At 63.4% G+C, this 19,613-nt stretch carries 15 protein-coding genes, 1 tRNA gene and 1 pseudogene; 13 read left to right on the top strand and 4 right to left on the bottom strand.

Going from position 1 to position 19,613, the window contains the following annotated elements; translation table 11 throughout:
- Positions 1–14: 14 nt before the first annotated feature.
- The gene (locus KZ491_RS02070) at positions 15–338 is read right to left on the bottom strand and encodes a YerC/YecD family TrpR-related protein (RefSeq protein WP_222564194.1); all 324 of its coding nucleotides are present in this window, start codon (positions 336–338) and stop codon (positions 15–17) included.
- Positions 339–508: 170 nt separating this feature from the next.
- Between KZ491_RS02070 and KZ491_RS02065 the strand changes: the two genes are divergently transcribed.
- Complete coding sequence (locus KZ491_RS02065; protein WP_222564193.1) at positions 509–2,383, top strand: sensor domain-containing diguanylate cyclase; 1,875 nt, start codon at positions 509–511, stop codon at positions 2,381–2,383.
- A 6-nt stretch (positions 2,384–2,389) separates the two neighbouring features.
- Here KZ491_RS02065 and KZ491_RS02060 read toward each other — a convergent pair whose 3' ends face one another.
- A complete protein-coding gene (locus KZ491_RS02060; protein WP_222564192.1) occupies positions 2,390–4,276 on the bottom strand; it encodes an HAL/PAL/TAL family ammonia-lyase in 1,887 nt (628 codons plus the stop codon).
- A complete protein-coding gene (gene hisS, locus KZ491_RS02055; protein ID WP_222564191.1) occupies positions 4,273–5,655 on the bottom strand; it encodes a histidine--tRNA ligase in 1,383 nt (460 codons plus the stop codon). Before hisS ends, KZ491_RS02060 begins: the two co-directional genes overlap by 4 nt.
- Positions 5,656–5,790: 135 nt before the next feature.
- Between hisS and KZ491_RS02050 the strand changes: the two genes are divergently transcribed.
- The 12 genes and pseudogenes from KZ491_RS02050 (at position 5,791) to KZ491_RS01995 (ending at position 16,598) form a co-directional block, all read left to right on the top strand.
- Positions 5,791–5,867 (top strand) — tRNA-Pro (locus KZ491_RS02050).
- A gap of 408 nt (positions 5,868–6,275) precedes the next feature.
- Positions 6,276–6,701 (top strand): DUF6326 family protein, encoded by a 426-nt coding sequence (locus KZ491_RS02045; protein WP_222564190.1) that lies wholly within the window; start codon positions 6,276–6,278, stop codon positions 6,699–6,701.
- A gap of 110 nt (positions 6,702–6,811) precedes the next feature.
- Positions 6,812–7,249 carry a GNAT family N-acetyltransferase gene (locus KZ491_RS02040; RefSeq protein WP_222564189.1) on the top strand — a complete coding sequence of 146 codons (438 nt, stop codon included), beginning with the start codon at positions 6,812–6,814 and terminating at the stop codon, positions 7,247–7,249.
- A gap of 60 nt (positions 7,250–7,309) precedes the next feature.
- Positions 7,310–7,924: a hypothetical protein gene (locus KZ491_RS02035; RefSeq protein WP_246606458.1), complete on the top strand. Its 615-nt coding sequence runs from the start codon at positions 7,310–7,312 to the stop codon at positions 7,922–7,924.
- A 1,285-nt stretch (positions 7,925–9,209) separates the two neighbouring features.
- Positions 9,210–9,440: pseudogene (locus KZ491_RS12910) on the top strand (cupin domain-containing protein); the annotation flags it as partial.
- A 75-nt stretch (positions 9,441–9,515) separates the two neighbouring features.
- Positions 9,516–10,121 carry an HAD family hydrolase gene (locus KZ491_RS02025; protein ID WP_222564187.1) on the top strand — a complete coding sequence of 202 codons (606 nt, stop codon included), beginning with the start codon at positions 9,516–9,518 and terminating at the stop codon, positions 10,119–10,121.
- Between the two features lie 198 nt (positions 10,122–10,319).
- A complete protein-coding gene (locus tag KZ491_RS02020; RefSeq protein WP_222564186.1) occupies positions 10,320–10,586 on the top strand; it encodes a hypothetical protein in 267 nt (88 codons plus the stop codon).
- Positions 10,587–10,721: 135 nt separating this feature from the next.
- Positions 10,722–11,060, top strand: coding sequence for a tRNA-binding protein (locus tag KZ491_RS02015; RefSeq protein ID WP_222564185.1), 339 nt, complete (start codon positions 10,722–10,724; stop codon positions 11,058–11,060).
- 160 nt (positions 11,061–11,220) lie between these two features.
- The gene (locus KZ491_RS02010) at positions 11,221–11,655 is read left to right on the top strand and encodes a DUF2231 domain-containing protein (RefSeq protein WP_246606457.1); all 435 of its coding nucleotides are present in this window, start codon (positions 11,221–11,223) and stop codon (positions 11,653–11,655) included.
- The gene (locus KZ491_RS02005; protein WP_222564184.1) at positions 11,652–12,944 is read left to right on the top strand and encodes a PQQ-dependent sugar dehydrogenase; all 1,293 of its coding nucleotides are present in this window, start codon (positions 11,652–11,654) and stop codon (positions 12,942–12,944) included. The genes KZ491_RS02010 and KZ491_RS02005 overlap by 4 nt, the downstream gene beginning before the upstream one ends.
- Positions 12,945–12,946: 2 nt before the next feature.
- Positions 12,947–14,164, top strand: coding sequence for an acetate/propionate family kinase (locus tag KZ491_RS02000; RefSeq protein WP_222564183.1), 1,218 nt, complete (start codon positions 12,947–12,949; stop codon positions 14,162–14,164).
- Between the two features lie 67 nt (positions 14,165–14,231).
- The gene (locus KZ491_RS01995) at positions 14,232–16,598 is read left to right on the top strand and encodes a phosphoketolase family protein (protein WP_222564182.1); all 2,367 of its coding nucleotides are present in this window, start codon (positions 14,232–14,234) and stop codon (positions 16,596–16,598) included.
- 33 nt (positions 16,599–16,631) lie between these two features.
- On the opposite strand, the gene KZ491_RS01990 is transcribed toward KZ491_RS01995, so the two are convergent.
- Complete coding sequence (locus KZ491_RS01990; protein ID WP_222564181.1) at positions 16,632–19,508, bottom strand: VWD domain-containing protein; 2,877 nt, start codon at positions 19,506–19,508, stop codon at positions 16,632–16,634.
- Positions 19,509–19,613 lie beyond the last annotated feature (105 nt).

Here is a 19,613-nt window from a genome sequence, read left to right as displayed (position 1 = left end):
TCGCGTCGGGCGATTCAGGCATCGCCTGGATGCAGCTCTGGGTGGCTGTGGCGGATTGCTGCCGCATAGCCGCCGGCGCCGTGGTCAATGGTCCGGGCGACCCGCCCGATGGTGGTGACGCTGACCTGGGTGCGCGAGTGGATCTCGCGGTAGGGGATGCCCTGCAACAGCAACGGCACGACCCGCCAGCGACCCGCCATCGCCTCCAGTTCTGCCGGCGTGCACAGATCGAGCAGGAAGGCGCGAACATCGGCGCTGCCTTGCAGGGCGCTGAGCGCGTCGGAAAGTGCATCCAGATCGTCTGCCGGATCGTGCGAATCGCTTGCTTGTCGCTTCATGTAAGCTGTAACAATGTAATAACGTGCTGTTACGTTATGTCACACCTGTTGTTCCGTCAAGGGGTTTGCAGGGGTAGCATTCCATTGGGGACAAGCACCGCCTGTAGGAATCGCGGCACGCGCGGGGGTCGGCGAGCAGGAGATCGCAAAGGCAGAAACGGGGATATCCGATGAAGGGCAGGAAGCTGTCGGGATGGCGCGGCGTGCTGGCGTGGCTGGCACTCGCGAGCGTGTCCGTGGCTCTGCATGCGGCGCCCCTTGCCAAGGTCGATCCCGACGCCGCGCGCCCGGTGCTGCAGCTGGACATCCAGACCTCGCGCCTTGAACTCACGCCCTACGTCAGCGTGTACCACGACCTGGAAGGCCAGGACGACCTCGTCGCCGCGCGCAAGGTACTGGACTCGGGTGGCTTCGTTGCGCTGCCCGACAACAAGACTGCGTTTGGATTCCAGCCTGGAGCGCTCTGGTTCCATGTGCGCATGGTCAACTCCAACGCGCGCGAGCCACGTTGGCTGCTGGTCCAGAAATACGCGCTGAGCGACCACATCGAGGTGCACATCCTGCATGCCGATGGCCGCGTCGATACCCACATCGGTGGAGACGCCCTGCCCTTCGAGGCGCGCAGCATCCGCTACCGGATGCCGAATTTCTGGGTCAACGTGCCACCGGGACCGCCGGTCGACCTGCTGGTGCGCGTCAGCAGCCAGAGCTCAATGCAGGTGCCGCTGTGGCTGTACACGCCGGGAGCGTTCGCCGAGGTGTCGCGCGATGCCCAGTTCGGCATCGGCCTGTATTACGGCATCCTGCTGGCGCTGTTTTTCTACAACCTCGTGCTGTGGTTGCGGCTGCACGACCCCAGCTACTTCTGGTACCTGCTGCACATCTCCGCGTTCGGGCTGGTGCTGTTCACGCTCAACGGCCTCGGCTTTGAATACCTGTGGCCGAAATCTCCGTGGCTGGCGGACAAGGCCGTGCCCCTGTCGATCTGCCTGGCCCAGATCGGCATGCAGCAGTTCGCACGCTATTTCCTGGAGTTGCGCCAGCGCTGGCGGTTGGGAGATCTGGTCGGCCTGGCAATGATCGCGTTCTTCGTGGTGCTGGGAGTCGCCTCGGTCTGGCTTCCCTACCGCATCGCGACGCCGCTTGCCTCGGCTGCCGTATTCGTCAGCATTGCCTGGATCGCGATCGAGGCGATCGTGGTGACCGCGCGGGGCTACAAACCTGCGCGGATCTTCCTGCTCGCCTGGGCCCTGTTCCTGGTTGGGACCGGCATGTTCGCCGCGCTGGCGTTTGGCGTGTTGCCGAAAACCTTCATCACCGAATACGGCGTGCAGATCGGCTCGGCCACCGAGATGCTGCTGCTGTCCATCGCACTCAGCTACCGCTACTCCGCGTTGCGGCACGAGAACGAGCGCATCATCCGCGCCGGCCGCGAAGAACTGGCGCAGAAGGTCGAGCAGCGTACCTCCGAGCTGCGGCTGGCGCTCGACCAATTGGGTCACGCACACGCCCGTCTGCGCGAATCCAGCCAACGCGACAGCCTCACCGGACTGCATACGCGCGCCCATTTCATGGATCGGTTCCAGCAACTGATGAACGAGGCGCACCGCCTGCACCAGCCGCTGTCACTGCTGATGATCGACCTGGACCACTTCAAGGACATTAATGACCGGCACGGCCATCTGGTTGGCGATGAGTGCCTGCGTTTCAGCGCACATATCCTTGGCCAGGCCTTGCGCGAGCACAGTGCGTTGTTCGCGCGATTCGGTGGAGAGGAGTTTGTGGTCGCCCTGCCCGGCAAGGACCGCGAAGCGGCCCTGCGGGTCGCCGAAACGCTGCGCCAAAGTCTGGATCAAGCGCCGTGCGAGACGGCCGGCCTGAAGATCCACCTGACCGCCAGCATCGGCGTCCACCAGTTGCACCTGGACGGGGGCACGCAGGTCGCCAGTGCCCTGCAACAGGCCGACGAGGCGCTGTACCGGGCCAAGGCGGAAGGCCGTAACTGTGTGCGCTGGGACGTCGACCTGCCAACGCACACCAGCTGAGTGCGGTCAGCTGCTGCGGGCAGCCGCCAGCACGTCACCGTCAACGACCAACCGCACCGCGGCCGCGACATCGCGATCGAGGGCTCGGTCGCGTTCCAGGAAAGGTATCCGCGCCCGGATCGCGGCATGCGCGGCGGCGACGGCGTCGCCTGGATGGAAGGGTTCCGACTCAGCCAGCTCCGCGCGCAGGGCGTCCACCTCGGCCAGGAACGCCGCGTGGTCGCCCGCATTGCCCGGAGCACCATGGATCTTCGCCGCAAGGGCTTCCACGTCGCCCTGACGGGCCAGCTCGCGGGCCGCATTGATCATGTCGGTGCGCAGATCCAGCGCCTGGGCGGCGGTGTACAGCTCCAGGCCCAGCACCTTGCCCAGGTCATCGGCCATCGCCAGCACATGACGCGCCTCGTTGGCGCCCATCGACACGTGGTCCTCGGCGTTGGCACTGGTGGGAATGGAATACACCGAGGCCGGCATCGCCCGGCTGGTGAGGTCGTTGACGATCGCCGCCGCGGTGTACTGCACGATCATGAAGCCCGACTCGGTCGCGTCCTCATTGCCGATCAGGAAGGCCGGCAGGCCGTCATTGGTGGCCGGATCGACCAGCTTGTTGAGGCGGCGCTCGGAGATACTCGCCAGCACCGGGATGGCGGCCTTGACGTAGCTCATCGCCAGCGCCAACGGCATGCCGTGGAAGTGGCCGGCGGAAATCACCTGCTGCTCGACGTAGTCCGCCTCCGCGTCCGGGAAAATGATCGGGTTGTCGGTGAGCGCGTTGAGTTCGATGTCCAGCACACGCGCAGCCTGTGCAACCGCGTCGCGGACCGCGCCATGCACCTGCGGGATGCAGCGCAGCGAATAGCTGTCCTGCGGCTGGTGTTTCTTGCCGCCCTTGAACGGGCGGAAGCGGGTGTAGAACTTCTCTCGCCCATGGCGCTGGTCCAGCGGGACCCAGTTCCAGCCGATGTCGAAACGCAGCGCCTGCGCATCCGATGTCTCCCAGCTCTGTGCCGTCCACGGCTTGAACGTGGGGACCAGGTGATAGGGAATATCCGACAGCGTGGAGCCGTCCAGCAGCGTGCGAAGGTGGGCGGCAACCTCGACCTGACCCGGATGCGGCCGCAAGGCGTGGACCTTCTCCGCAAACGCGCCCAGGCGGCCGGCAAAGGCATCGATGGTCATCGCCGCGGCAAGGTCGGCGGTGTCGAGCAGATCCTCCAGCTTGGACAGCGCCAGCACCCCGCAGGCCAGCATCTGCGCGGTGCCGTTGTTGAGCGCCAGCCCTTCCTTGTAGGACAGGGTCACCGGCTTCAGACCCGCGCGCTCCAGCGCTTCACCGCCGCCCAGCCGCTCGCCCCGATAGAACGCCTCGCCGCCACCGAGCAGCACGATGGCCAGATGCGACAGCGGGGCCAGGTCGCCGGAAGCGCCAACCGAACCGAGCTGCGGCACCACGGGAACGATGCCCGCGTTGAGCATTGCCACCAGCGCCTGCAGCGTCTCCACCCGGACGCCGGAGTGGCCACGCATGAGCGTGTTGATGCGGATGCAGAGCATCGCGCGCACCACGTCGGCGGAAAAGGGTTCTCCCACGCAGACGGCGTGGGTGACGATCAGATTGCGCTGCAGTTCGGCGTGCAGGCTCTCGCCGGTTGGCTGCTGCCCGGGCAGCGCCTCGCGCACACGACGACCACCCAGGAGGCGGTCAGCATTGCTGCCGAACCCGGTGGATACCCCATAGATCGGCTCCTCGCGGCGCACCTGCTCGGCCAGGAAATCGGCCGCGCGGGCGACGGCTGGCAACTGCTCCGGTGCCAGCTCGACATGCGCGCCGTGTGCCACCGCGACGAGCCCGGCACGGGTCAGCGAGCGCCCGTCAAGGCGGACCGGTTTCACCGCTGCACCTCGGGCTGGGCCAGCTCCACGCGCAACGCCCGCGCCAACTCCGCCCGCTCGACCTCAAACTGATCGGCGCGGCGCAGGTCCTTGACCGTGACAGTGCCTTTGGCCATCTCGTCCTCGCCCAACACGACCACGAATCGGATCCCGGCGCGATCGGCATACTTGAACTGGCGCGCCAACTTGGACGACTCCATCACCACCTCGGTATTGATGCCGGCATGGCGCAGATCGTTGGCGATCGCCAGGCACTCCGTCAGCGAGCCGCTGTCCATCTGCGTCACCAACACCTGCACCGAGCTGGCGGCGGTTTCCACCAGACCGGCCTCTCGCAGCTGCCAGAACAACCGGGTGAGGCCGATGGAGATGCCGACGCCGGGCAATTTCGACTTGGTGTAGTGGCTGGCGAGATCCTCGTAGCGGCCGCCGGAACAGATCGAACCGATCTGCGGGTAGTCATCCAGGGTGGTCTCGTAAACGGTGCCGGTGTAGTAATCCAGGCCGCGCGCGATGGAGAAGTTGAGCGCGTAGTCGGACTCGGGAACGCCCATTGCCCGGACCAGCTCCAGCACCTCGCGCAGTTCGGCAATGCCCTCGCGCAACGCCTCGTTGCCCTCACCCAGCGCATCAAGACGCGCCAGCGCGTCCGAGTGCGACGTCGACCGGACCTGGACGAAGGTCAGGATCCGGTCGACGGCAGTTGCCGGCAGGCCGAACTCCGGACCGGTCAGGGTCTCGCGGACGTAGTCCGGACCGCGCTTGTCGATCTTGTCGACCTCGCGCAGCACCCGCGCCTGCAGCTCGCCATCCGCCACGCCCTGCGCCTCGAAGAAGCCGCGCAGCAGCTTGCGGTTGTTGAGCTGGATGGTGAACTTGCCGATCGCCAGCTCGGAAAACACCGCGTGGATGACCGCGGGGATCTCGGCGTCGTAGCGCACCGACAGCGCATCCTTGCCAATGACGTCGATGTCGCACTGGTAGAACTCGCGGAAACGGCCGCGCTGCGCGCGCTCGCCGCGGTACACCCGCTGCATCTGATAGCGACGGAACGGGAAGGTCAGGTCGTGCTCGTGTTCGGCCACGTAGCGCGCCAACGGTACCGTCAGGTCAAAGCGCAGGGCCAGCTCCGGTACGCCCTCCCCGCCCGACGCGGCCTTCTCCAGCGCACCGGTGGACTGGACGAAGTAGACCTGACGCTCCGTCTCGCCGCCAGATTTGGTGAGCAGCACGTCCGAGAGCTCCATGACCGGCGTTTCCACCGGCAGGAATCCGAAGCGCTCGTAGTTGCGGCGGATGACATCGAGCATGCGCTGGAAGGCAATCTGGTCACGGGGCAGCAGCTCCATGATCCCGGGAGGCGTACGCGGCTTGATCAAGCAGGACTCCAGTGACAGAACGTCGCAATAGATGGCGCACAGTTTAGCGGCCCAGCCCACTCAATGCCGGACTGCGCGCGGCCCCCGCCCCTTGCGCAGTCCCGTGACGGTGCTTACAATCACCGGCTCTGCAGTCGGGGTGTAGCTCAGCCTGGTAGAGCGCTACGTTCGGGACGTAGAAGTCGCAGGTTCGAATCCTGTCTCCCCGACCACTTGTCAGCCATTCGCTGCAAGGCAGAAAGCAAAAAACCGGCCACGTGCCGGTTTTTTTGTGCCTGGTCGAAATGAAATCAGCTGCGTGGCGATGCAACGCGAGCAGCGAATCGGTGGGACGTTGCGCCTGGCCGGGTGCAGTGCGATATTCCGGTGGGGACCGTCGCCGGGAAAAAGCCCGGTATTAGGCACCTTAAGTTGGGGAACTAGTTGATTTCCAAGGGGCTGCGGCTCGGAAAAGGACCCGAAATTCGGGATTAGGCACAAGGAATAGGCACCACTTTGGTGTCGAATAGGTGTTAGGCCACATGCCGAACGACACGGCTACAGATGGCACTGCTGCCCAACTCCCTGTGATGGTCAGATAGCGATATCGCAAACTTCGCGCGGGAATTCTGGAGCGTCAAATGCCGCCGCTTGAACTTCAAGACACAACAGTATCGGTGAGAATCAAGTTGGCTGTACTGTGGACAAGCGTGATGTTTTGCTACGTCTACGGCGACTATTTTGAGCTTTACGTCCCAGGTAAGCTGCAAGAAATGCTTCAAGGGAACTTCTTATTTGGGCCTGTCACACAGTGGGCGTTGGTGGGTACTGCCGTTCTGATGGCAGTCCCCAGTCTCATGATCTTCCTCTCGGTTTCCCTGCCACCTGTAGTCGCCCGTTGGCTAAACATAGGTGTGGGTCTTTTCTACGCAACAATCATGCTGCTTATCTTTATTGGCGGCGCATGGGCGTTCTACATGCTCTTTGCGGCAATTGAGATCGTTCTCGCCTTACTTGTTGTGTGGTACGCGTGGCACTGGCCGCGAAAGCCCGCAAATGTGGCCTAACTATTCGTTCAAGCCGACACCGCTTCGTAGCTTCACCTTTGCGCCTGCGCTACGCTAGCGCAAAGCTTTCGCCACTGCGCGGCGCGACTTAACTCAGGTGTTAGACCGTGATGAAGAATGTCAGCGTTAACACTGCCAAAGAGAATGAACTCGTTGAGGCGCAACGCTTCTACGATTCCCGCGGTTACGGCGGCGCAGCCATTGAGACTACTGACATTGTGGTCTTGGCCAAACATGAGACCGAGATCGTAGGAATAGGTCGCCTTTGCCAAGAGGGAAGCTTTCTTTGCTTACGCGGCATGCAAGTACGTCCAGAGTTCCAACGACAAGGACTTGGCAGTCGGATTCTTCAACAACTCACGAACGCGATCGGACTCAATCCCTGCTACTGCCTGCCGTATCAGCACCTTGTGACGTTCTACGGTCAAGCAGGCTTTAAGCATGTCTCCACAGGTCTTCCAACGATCCTAGGCCACCGCCTTTCTGAGTATTCTGCTCGTGGTCTAGACGTCGTCGCTATGTTTCGCAACAGCCAGGAAACGGTCTAACTATTCGTTCAAGCCGAGACCGCTTCGCGTCCCGGCTTAACTCACGTGTTAGGAGCGCAGATGAATAAGATCGGATTCTTGCTATGCAATTTCCTATTGATGGGCGGCCCCGTAGCGCATGCCGCCACTACTTGCTCGTACGACAAGGCCGCTTTGCTGGCTCTTGACGAAGAAGCGTTCGATCAGGATCCCTCCGGTGGCTGGCGAACCGTCGCTAAAACTCCTGGATGTGAGCTTGCCGCCGCGGATCTGCTTAACGCCTATCGGACTAAACATTCCAAAGTCAGCGCGGTTCTTGCTTGGCACGAAGGGCAATTACGTGCGATGGCCGGTCAGTATGAGCGAGCAATCCCACTCCTCAACAAAGATCGCAAGCCTCCAGGTCAAGATCCCGCAGGCTGGAACTATTACGTCGATGCCACGCTTGCATTCCTACGCCATGACAAGCCTGCGCTACTCAATGCGCGGCAACAACTGGCGGCCGTGCCGTATGCTGAGGGCATGGGTTTGCCGCCGCTGAAAAATGGGTACTTTGAGATTCCCGGCCAGCCAGGGCACCCTGCTACGCGTATGCGGTGGCCGCCCAATATCGACGTCGTTGATGGGCTCGTGGCCTGCTTTGGTAAGTCCTATTCCGAAGCCGATGGAAAAGCATGTCGCCCACCGTCTCCGTAGAGTGCGCACCTAACATTTCATTCGAGGCGGACGGCTGCGCCGCCGCTCAATTCCAGCGTTAGGCCGCTATGGATCACTCACCGCGCGTCCAGTTCTCAGTTCGCTACCGGCTCGGGGAGTACCTCAAGTTCGTAACGGAGCACGCATTCGATACGCAGGAAGAATTGCGCATGCTCCGCGGCGTGAGGCGACTTCTGTCGCGCATTGTGCTGCGGATTGTTGCAACGCTCGGTTTCGTGTACAAGTCGTCTCGCGTCGGCGGGTGTGACTTCATCGTTGATGCCGCGGGCGTGAGCAGAGGCACCAGACGCGGTCCAGGCTCTGTGCCTTGGTCCAAGGTAAAAGCAGTCCACACCTACAGTCTCGGCTTCCTGATCGAGCTCGAGAGCGGTGCCATGCCCATACCGTTCCGCGTACTCTCACCTGAGCAGTGCAGCCAGATATGTCAGTTGGCAGCCGGGCTGCTCGTTACGGGGGCGCAGCCTAACCATTCGTCCAAGCCGACGCCACTTCGTGGCGCGGCTTAACTCAAGCGTTCGCGCCTAAGGATAAGTTATGCGAAGTCTCGTGGTTTTAATTTCCGCGTTGGCTGCGTTCGGCTGCAGCCCCACTGTTGTCCACCTAAGCGACACGGGGATGGCTAGCGCCCCTCTAACTACCCGATCGAATACGCACGATGGGTCGGCCGCTGCCACGATGGAATTCCTACTTGAAGCAGCGGCTGCAGACTTTCAGGCGCATCCTCCTGGCGGTGCACGCCTGCGGTTTCACAACGTGCGCTTTGGCTATTTGGCTACCTCTGCCGGCACACCAAGGTACATGCTGTGCGGTACCTTTTCATCGGAAGAGGCGGGTGTTAGAGGCGAGGCGACCCCTTTTGTGACAGTCGACTCGCCCGGCGGGCCCAATGGATACCAACAGTTGCTCGGGATGAACAACTTGTGTGCAGATCCCGCTGCCACCCTTAACAGCGCGAGTGACCTGTCGTCATTGTTGCAGGGCAGATTCGACTCAATTGCTTCCGCTGAGCATTGATCCCGATTCGGCGCTCAGCGTACGGGAACTTCAAGACATAAGGTGTTAGTCGCCAGCAAGGCGCTCGGAGACGTAGATGACACGAGAGGCAGTTTTCTTAGCACCGGGCGAAGGTCGGAGGTATCCGATGGGGCGGATCTTGGCACTGTTCAAGGCAGATGGATCTGAAACGGACGGTCGTTATTCCATTTCTGAGTGGTGGCTTGAGCCAAACACGCAGGGACCAGGTGCTCACTAGCATCCCGAGGATGATATCTTCTACGTCCTTGAAGGAACCATGAGCTTCCTTGTCGGAGATCGTTGGCTAGAAGCACCAGCCGGATCGTTTGTTCTCGTCCCTGCGGAAATGACCCATGACTTTGAGAATCGGGGGTGTTTGCGTGCCGGTGTTCTTAATTTTTCGGAGCCAGGCAACTTCGAGCAGCATATGCCTGACATCGCTGATTGGTTTGCCAACCATCCACCCGGCCCGGCTGGCTAACGATTAGTTCAAGTCGAAGCCGCTTTGCAGGCCGGCTTAGTTCCAGTGTTGGCGCCCAAAAGGAATCCGCGGCAAATGGATTTGGCCCTATTCGATTTCGACGGCACGATCACGACCCGGGAAACGATGCCAGATTTTATGCGTGTCGCGGTGCGGCCCGGTCGGCTACTACTGGGCATGGTCTTACTTCTTCCGCTGATCCTCGGCTACAGGTTCAAACTGCTGCCGGGCGCGATAGTGCGCGCAGCCATCTGTCTGTTTGGCTTTTGGCGCATACCCGTAGAGGAGCTGGAGATTCACGGCCAGCACTTTGCTAAACAGTTCTTGCCCACCACTCTGCGCCCCGAGGCCATGGCGCGTATTGCCTGGCACAAGGCAAGAGGCGATACCGTTGTGGTGGTTTCCGGGGGGCTGGACGTCTATCTACGCCCATGGTGTCGGGAGCATGGGCTACAACTTCTATGCTCCGTCCTTGAGGAACATGGCACCAAGCTCACCGGACGGTATCGAGGGCGTCAATGCGTTCGGAAAGAAAAGGCACGCCTTGTCCAGGAGCAATTTCCGCCGATGCGGTTCACGCGCGTCTTTGCTTACGGCGACACCTCGGAGGATCACGAAATGTTGGCATTGGCACATGAGCCGTACTACCGTTGGCAGCCGGCGACCACAGGTGCGCGTTAACTGGTCATGTTGCCGGGCTCACGCAGTTACCTGTGCCTGCCCGTAAACGTCGCCGGCACTCCGCGGGCACTTCCCTACGTCTGGGAGCGACAGGAGCAGGGGAAGCAAATTGTCATCATTGGTACTGGGCATGCGTCGCACGGGGCGTTGTTGACCCATTGGTAATCCCAATGAACTGGCATTGAGGAGACTTGGTCCGTGAAGAACAGCGTAATGATTTCTTTGATCGTCTCGTCGTTGGTGTTTTTCTCATTGTGCTTGCTGTTCTCCGGCAAGCCGGATGATGCAGGATTCCTGACGTCCCTGAATCCCGTCGAGGCGGTGTCCGGTCTTTCCTTCGCCCTGGGCTTTGCCGCAGGTCTGCCTCCAACTGCGGCGGTCATTGCCGCCGTCGCGCTGCTTGCGCTGGTTCCAATAGGCGTGTTTTTAATCGCGCGTCGATTTCTGCGCCGCTATGATGGCTAGGCAACTCAACGTGAAAACGGCTCTCAGCCGCATGACCGCTCATTCAACTCGGACCTCGCAATACGTCGTCCACCTTATCGTCATTCCTTTTCAAATGGTTTGCGCCGCATTGACCACTCCCACCGAATCAAACCGATGACTCCTATCTCATTTGACGACTTTCTCAAGGTTGAGCTCCGCGTCGGACGTATCGTCGATGCGTACGAATTCAAAGAGGCCCGCAAGCCGGCGTATGTGTTGCACGTGGACTTCGGTGAAGAGCTCGGGGTCAAGAAGTCGAGCGCACAGATAACCGGGCTTTACCGGCCGCAGGCGTTGATAGGCAAGCTGGTAGTGGCCGTGGTCAACTTCCCGAGCAAGCAGATCGGCCCGCTGATGTCCGAGTGCCTTGTCACGGGGTTCCATGATGCCGATGGGAACGTCGCGCTGTGTGTCCCTGATCAACCCGTCCCGTTGGGGACGAGATTGCTGTAGAAAGCGCGGCACGACCGGCTCGTGCCGCTGACCGCTCCAGGTAGCCACTCCCTCGCTAACGCGCCGCGCACATTGCCCGCGTTAAGGTTCTCCCGATGATTCCTGACAAGACGTTGGGCCAACCCGAAGAATCCTTCTGTTCTCTCCTGGAGCAAGCACCATGGCAGCCACCGTTGATCGACCCATCGCAATGCGAGACCGGATCGCCCCGCTCCACGCACTCGTGCTGGGCGGCGCTATCACCCTCTTTATCGCAGCGATGCTGAGCGATTTTGCCTACTCATCCACCTACGAAATCCAGTGGAACAACTTCGCGTCCTGGTTGATCGCCGGCGCGCTTGTCCTCACTGCATTGGCCGTTGTCTGGGGCTTGGTGGATTATTTCCGGCGCGGCCGGGGGCAGCCGCGAAGCCTGGTCTATCCAGTGCTGATGCTGATCACCTGGATCCTTGGATTCATCAACGCGCTGGTCCACGCAAAGGACGCGTGGGCGAGCATGCCTGAGGGCCTGGTGCTGTCTGTCATCGTGGTCCTGCTCGCCTGCATCGCCGCTGGTGCAGCGTCCATGTCCCGCCGGACAGGAGCTCTGTCATGAAGCGCACTTCCCTGCTCATCGCGGTCATTGCCGCCCTGTCACTGTCCGCCTGTGGCGGCAGCGATCCCGATCCCGAACAGTACGGCTCACAACCCGTCCTCCCCGACCCGCAGCGCGGCCTGCTACCCCGCATGACCATTGCCAATCCGACTGGCTGGGGCGACGAGCTTCCCACGGTGCCCGACGGCTATTCCATCAGCGCGATCGCAACCGACCTCAAGATCCCGCGTCAGACCCTGGTGCTGCCCAACGGCGACATCCTGGTGGCCGAGGGCAAGGGCGGCAACGCACCTGCGCTGAAGCCCAAGGACCTGATCGCCGGTCCGATCAAGGCCAAAGGCACCACGCCGGTGAAGGGCGGCAACCGCTTGACCCTGCTGCGCGACGCCGACGGCGACGGCAAGTACGAGATGCAGACCGTGTTCGCGGAAAATCTGAATGCGCCCTACGGATTGGCCCTTATTGACGGCACGCTCTATGTCGCCAACCAGGATGCAGTCGTGCGCTTTGACTACACCGAGGGGCAGACCCGTGCAGAAGCGCCGCCGGTCACGGTGACCCCGCTGCCGTCGGCGATCAACCACCATTGGACCAAGGCGATGACCGCCAGCCCGGACGGTCGGTTCCTGTACGTCGGCATCGGCTCCAACAGCAACATCACCGAGCGCGGCATGGTGGCCGAGGTCGACCGCGCCAGGATCTGGCAGATCGATCCGTCAACCGGCGCCCACCGCGATTACGCCACCGGCGTTCGCAACCCCACTGCGCTGGCGATCCTGCCCGGAACGGACGAATTGTGGGCGGTCGCCAACGAGCGTGACGAGCTCGGCCCGAACCTGGTCCCCGACTACCTCACCTCGATCCGCGAGGGCGGCTTCTACGGCTGGCCGTACAGCTACTGGGGCCAGAACATCGATCCGCGGGTGAAGCCGGAGGACCCGGAGAAGGTTGCCTCTGCGATCGCCCCCGACTACAGCCTGGGTTCGCACGTGGCCGCGCTCGGCCTGGACTTTTCCTCGCCGGTGATGGGCGCGCAGTTTGCGGAAGGCGCGTTCGTCGGTGAGCACGGCAGCTGGAACCGGAAAAACCCGGTCGGCTACAAGGTCGTTTTCGTTCCCTTTACCGCCGGCCGCCCGGCCGGTGACCCGATCGACTTTGTCACCGGGTTCCGAGGCGAGGATGGAAAAACGCGTGGGCGCCCTGTCGGTGTCACGGTCGATCCACGCGGCGCGCTGATTGTTGCCGACGACCTGTCGAACACGATCTGGCGGGTTACCCCGACGCGCTAGCCGTGGACCGCGCCGGTACGCTCATCGTTGTCCTGAACTGCGGCTCGTCCAGCATCAAGTTCGCCGTGTTTCCCGCCGATGCTGAGCCGCTGCCGAGAGAGCCACTGTGGAACGGCAAGGTCCAGGGCGTCGGCGGCTCCTCTCCGGATTTCGGTGAAACCGGCGTTGAACCATTTGCGGTCGATCTTGATCCGGCCCATCCGCACAGGGACGCGCTGACGCTTATCCAGCAACGTATCACCCGGCGCCTGGATGGGCGTCGCGTGATCGCCGTGGCGCACCGTGTCGTCCACGGCGGGACGCGGTATTTCGATCCCACGATCGTGACGTTGCCGATCCTGGAGGACCTGCGCAGCTACATCCCACTGGCGCCCCTGCACCAGCCGTTCCCGCTGGAGGCGATGGGCCTGTTGCTGGAGCAACGTCCTGACATCGTGCAGGTCGCATGCTTCGACACCGCCTTCCACCACACCCTGCCCAAGGTCGAGCAGATCCTGCCCCTGCCTTACTCGGCGTGGCAGCGCGGCCTGCGACGCTATGGGTTCCACGGCCTGTCTTACGAGTTCATGAGCCTCGCCCTTCCCGAGCGCCATGGTGACGTGGCGCGCGGGCGGGCCGTCGTCGCGCACCTGGGCAGCGGTGCCAGCCTGTGCGCCATGCAGGACCTGCAAAGCGTCGCCACAACCATGGGCTTCTCCGCACTCGACGGGCTGATGATGGGCACGCGGACCGGCTCCATCGACCCAGGCGCCCTGCTCTATTTGGTGGAGATCGAAAAACTCTCGTTGGAAGATGTCGCCTCCACGCTTTACCACGACTCGGGACTGCTCGGGGTGTCCGGCATTTCTTCCGAGCCGCGGGTGTTGATCCGGCACGAGGATGATCCCGGAGAATCCGGCGAGCGCGCCCGGATCGCGCTCGCGCTGTTCGTGCGTCGGATCGTGAAAGAGATCGGCGCGATGGCGGCCGTGCTGGGCGGTCTGGACCTGCTCGCCTTCACCGCAGGCATCGGCGAGCACAGCGTTTTCATCCGCGAGCGGGTCTGCCGCGATCTGGCCTACCTCGGCGTGGCGCTCGATCTCGACGCGAACGCCATCGACGCGCCGGTCATCTCGAGCGCCGACAGCCGCGTGCTCGTCGCCGTCGAACCGACCAACGAGGAGTGGATCGCCGCACGCCACGCTCAGGCACTGTTGCCAACCAACGGCCGCCCGCCGTGACCAAACACGCGGCTGCGACCGCTCCGCGCACGCTTTCCACCCATCGACAACACAGAAGGCTGACCCCATGACCACCGTTTCCACGATCCGCCAGCGCTGGCTTGCCGGCCATGGACCGATCGTCCATCGCGACCAGACCATTGAGCGCGTCGAATCACTCATTGCGCGGCTGGTGGCCGAAGGTGCCGACGAGGCAAGCGCCTACACGCTGCTCGCCGCCGCCGACCGCCTGACATGCGCGGCGATGAAGGTCGTCGCGCACATGACCTATGCGCGCCGCATCGACCTTTCCGGTGCGCCGTTGGCAGCCGAGGACTTCAAACCAACGCCCGAGGGCCACACCGGCGGCTCGCTGAACATGGTCCAAGCCTACGTGGCCTACCTGCTGGCCAACGCGCTGACCGGAACAACGCGCTCGTGGATCATGGGACAGGGCCATTGCGTGGCCGCGATCGAGGCGGTCAATGCACTGACCGGCGACGTCTCGCCGGCACAGAAGGGCCGCTACGACCGCACCGAGAAAGGCCTCTCGCAGTTGTGCAGGGATTTCTATTCCTACGCGATTGATGCCAACGGGGTGCCGGCGGTTCCGCTGGGCAGCCACGCAGGCCCCAATACCGCGGGCGCGGTTTCGGAAGGCGGCTATCTGGGGTTCGCCGGCTTGCAGTACATCCACATGCCCTTGCCCGGCGAATCGCTGGTCGCCTTCCTCAGCGACGGCGCGTTCGAGGAACAGCGCGGGCCGGACTGGGCGCCGCGCTGGTGGCGCGCCTACGACAGCGGTTTCGCGGTGCCGGTGATGATCCTCAACGGCCGGCGCATCGAGCAGCGCACCCAGATCATGCAGCAGGGCGGCGCGGAATGGCTGGCCGAGGACGTGCGCCACAACGGCTTTGAACCGGTGACCGTGGATGGACGCGACCCGGCCGCGATCGCCTGGGCGATCATCCAAAGCGAGGAGGCGCTGCGCCGCTTCGCCGCCAATCCGGACCGACGCTATCCGGCGCCGATGCCGTACGTGATTGCCGAAACCGAGAAGGGTTTCGGCTTCCCCGGCGCCGACAGCAACGCCGCCCACAACCTGCCGCTGGCCGGCAATCCACACACCCATGCCGCCACCCGCCAGTTGTTCAACGAGAGCGCCGCCGCCCTGTTTGTGCCGCCGGCCGAGCTGGACGCTGCACTGGACGCATTCGCTACCCATGCCGCGCAGGGACGCGCGTTGGAAAGCGCGCACCCGATGGCCCATCGCCACCCCGCCGCACCCCATTTGCCGGAACCACGCTGGGAAAGCACAGAAACCCACCGCAGCGCGATGACGACCCTGGACCGGTGGTTTGTCGAACTGGCCAACAGCAATCCGGACCTGCGCATCCGCGTTGGAAATCCCGACGAACTGGCCAGCAACAAAATGGGCGCCACCCTGGACCTGCTCAAGCACCGGGTCAACGAGCCCGAGCCCGGCGTGCCCGAGCATCTGTACGGCGCGGTCATTACCGCACTCAACGAAGAAGCGGTCGCCGCCGCGGCGCTGGGCAACAAGGGCGGGCTGAACCTGATCGTCAGCTACGAGGCCTTCGCAGTGAAGATGCTCGGACTGATGCGCCAGGAGATCATCTTTGCCCGCCACCAGCGCCAGGTGGGCCAAAACCCCGGCTGGATCTCGGTGCCACTGATTGTCACCTCGCACACCTGGGAAAACGCGAAGAACGAGCAGTCCCACCAGGACCCGACCATCGGCGAGGCGCTGCTGGGAGAGATGTCCGATACCTCACGTGTGCTGTTTCCGGTCGACGGCAACACCGCGGTTGCGGCGCTGCGTGACGTGTACGCGCACCGTGGCCAGCTCGCCTGCATCATCATTTCCAAGCGCGAGGTGGAAAGCCGCTTCGATGCGGAAATGACCAGACAACTGGTTCGCGATGGCGCCGCCCATCTGGTCGGTGATCCCGCCGACGCCGAAGTGCAGCTCATCGCGCTCGGCGCGTATCAGTTGGAAGAAGCGATCAAGGCACAGGAGCAGCTGGCCGATCGGGGCAAGAAGGCCTGTGTGACGGTAATCCTCGAGCCAGGTCGCTTGCGCATTCCGCGCGACGACATCGAAGCGAAATTCGTCGACGACGACGCTACGGTCGACAAGCTTTTTCCGCCCGGGTTACCCCGGGTGATTATGACCCACACCCGCCCCGAGCCGATGCTGGGCATCCTGCGCCGCATCGACAGCGGTCGCGCCAGGACCCGCGCCCTTGGCTACATCAGCCGCGGCGGCACACTCGACGTGCCGGGCATGCTGTTTGCCAACCGGTGCACGTGGGCGCACGCCGTGGATGCCGCAGCGAGCGTGGCGGGGTGGCAGCGCGATGCGCTGCTCGAACCCGCGCAGCTTGATGCGATCGACGGCAAGGGCGACCCCGGCGACCTGCGGCGGCGGTGAGCAACCCGCCACCGCAGTGGTAACCCTGCCCGGTCATTCGTCCGGTTCGGCGGCCGTGACTGTCAAGGTTTTTCTCGCCAGCACCTTGTGATCCTGGTACTGCACGTAGCGGACCTCCCAGACTCCCGGTTCGCGGGGCACCGTTACGCGGAGCGGGTTGCCGTCGTTGGTGGCGCCGTGCTCCGCGACACTTCTGGCGTCCGTCCCCGGCCTGGCTACCGCAATAAAGTCATGGGGGTAGCCAGGTCCGGTCCACTTCACCGCCATTTTGGAGCCCGCCGGCGCGCTCGCCGGGATGTCCAGGCTGGCGGTGACAGGAGTCGTGGTGATGGTCTTGCGCGCCAGCACCTTGCGATCCTGGTACTGCACGTAACGCACCTCCCACTCGCCTGGCTCCGCAGGCAGAAGAAGTTTCAGCGGCGTTCCCTCCTTGGTCGGCGTGCGGTTCACCGACTCGCTCCCGGGTGCACCGGCACGCACGACTGAAATGACATCGTGGGGATAATCCGGACCGGTCCAGCCAACGTTGATCCTTGCGCCCGCCGGTGCAGTCTCCGGGATGTCCAGGCTGGCGGTGACAGTAGTCGTGGTGATGGTCTTGCGCGCCAGCACCTTGCGATCCTGGTACTGCACATAGCGCACCTCCCACTCGCCGGGCTCCGCAGGCAGCAGAAGTTTCAGCGGCGTTCCCTCCTTGGTCGGCGTGCGGTTCACCGACTCGCTCCCGGGCGCACCGGCACGCACGACAGAGATGACGTCGTGGGGATAATCCGGACCGGTCCAGCCAACGTTGATCCTTGCGCCCGCCGGTGCACTCTCCGGGATGTCCAGGCGGGCGGTGACAGGAGTCGCGGTGATGGTCTTGCGCGCCAGCACCCTGCGTCCCTCGTACTGCACGTAGCGCACCTCCCACTCGCCCGCTTCCGCAGGTAGCAGAAGGTGCAGCGGATTGCCGGCGTCGGTGCCGGTGTGGTTCACCGACTCGCGGTCCGGTGCACCCGGACGTACCACCGCAATGTAGTCATGTCGCTCATTGGGTCCGGTCCAGATGACCCGCACGGTGGATCCGGCCGGTGCGCTTTCCGCTACCTGCAGCGTCGCCTCTGCGTTGGGATCGTGGGCCGCAGGCGCTTTCGTATCGCTGTCAGCGGCGGCAGCGGCAACGCGGGTGGCCCCGGCCGTGCCTCCGGCGATCGTCGCGCTGCGCTGTGCGGCCGAGACGAATGCCATCTCACCGGTCACCGAATAGTCGAAAATGCATTGATCGAGGAAGGGCTGCAGCGCGACGCCCGACTCGCGACATACGGCTTCCGCGCGCTTGAGCACGGCAGCCGGCAGGGTCTGGCGCGTGACGTGCTTTTCCGGGAACGCCAGGTCGGTGTAGGTCGCCGTGGATTCCCCGTCGCGGTAGTCGAACAGGGATTCCTCATCGGCGACCCGCCATTCGGCGGCGAAAACCTTGTAGAGCTTTCCGCTGTCCAGCGGCGGGGCGAGAACCGTTCCATCGCGCGTGCGGAAGTCGTTCTTCGGGTCACCGTCGTGATTGCCCAACAGTCCCGACGCTTCAACGCCGTCGGCTAACTCCATGGTGAAGTCCATGAAGCCATTGGAGGGACTGTTCACGATGATCCGATGGCCGCTGGTGGTCGCGATATGCACGGCGCGGTAAAACTGGGTCAGCGTGCCCGTGGCAAACTCCAGCACGTCGCCGTCCGCGCCGTGTGGCACGGCCTTACCGTCAACCCGCGCACGAAGGCCGCCCTGATCGGTATCCAGCAGCACGCGGGTGCCGTCGATGTCGATCGCCATTGCAGTCACCACCGATACGGTGCGTGAGGAATGCCGCGGAGCGGTGCGCAGCTGCAGCTCGAGCTTTGGCGCGCGTACGCCGACGAACTCGCCCACGGCCTGCATGGACAGGTTCGCGCCGTCAAATGTCGTCAGGTGCGGGTCGCCGCGGACACCGCCGCAGCGGCCAAAGCAACGTGGCGGAGGGGGCTGACGGGGCGGAGGATCGTAGCAATTGCCACCCAGGTTGCATCTGATCAGATCGTTGCTGTCGGACGCGCCGCCGCCAAACTTCTTGAAGTACTTGCGCACACACTTCAGTCCGAAACGGCATCCTTTCAATCCGTCGCGGAACCCCTTCATCATGGGGTCGGCCTTGGCCGGCGTACTCGAACGTGTTGAGCCTTTTACCGCAGTCGCCGGCACACCCTCGAATGCGAGCGGCTCTTGCTCTCCGTCGATTTCCTCGCCGTAGTAGCGGATGCGGTTTTCGGCCATCCGGTGGGCAAGCACTTCCAAACCACCCGCATCCGCCGGGTCCTGTCCGGGCAAGGCCTGCAGGAATGCAAAATCAATGCTCATCGGGTCATCGGGCGTCAGCCGGTCGCCGAGAAACGTCAGGTCAAGCTCGACACTGTCGTCCATCCCGATTGGGGCAGTGGCGCCGCTGTCCGGCATGGCCACGATCGCCAGCCCGTCGCCGTCAGGGGTCCGCAGCAGGCCAGCGACAACGGTGACGTCCTCGCGGCGGCTCCCGTCGCCCGCTGACAGCCAGGGCCGCAGCTCCGGGTACGCGATGAACTGTGCATCATGCGGCAGCGGAACCGCGGCTTGTGGCTCCCCCGGAAGATTCGCCATGATCTCGTCGAGCAGCTCAACACGGTTGCCGTCAGCGTCAAACGTGGAAACACGCTCATACAGCCAGAGATCCTGAACCCATGGGCCCTCAACCATCCGGGCATCCGGTGCGGGAACCGAAGCAGTCTCCCCGGCACTCGTGGAGTGGTTGCCACCAGCACCCTTGTCACCGCAGCCGGCCAGTGTCACCAGCGCGAGCAGCAGCACTGCCAGCGCACTCAAGCCCTGGCCGGTGGAGCACACCGTCCCTATCCGTCGAAACATGTCGTCTTCCCTGTTGTCCGTGGAGGAGGTCCGCGAGCCCGTCAGTGGTCCGGGGCATCACGTCAACAGGTACACGCCATGCGATCGGCAAAGCGGACATCCGCC

This window comes from Novilysobacter antarcticus (assembly GCF_019802285.1).
GTDB lineage: Bacteria > Pseudomonadota > Gammaproteobacteria > Xanthomonadales > Xanthomonadaceae > Novilysobacter > Novilysobacter antarcticus.
Note: the sequence above shows the minus strand (reverse complement) of the source record. Positions and strands in the feature narration are given on the sequence as shown.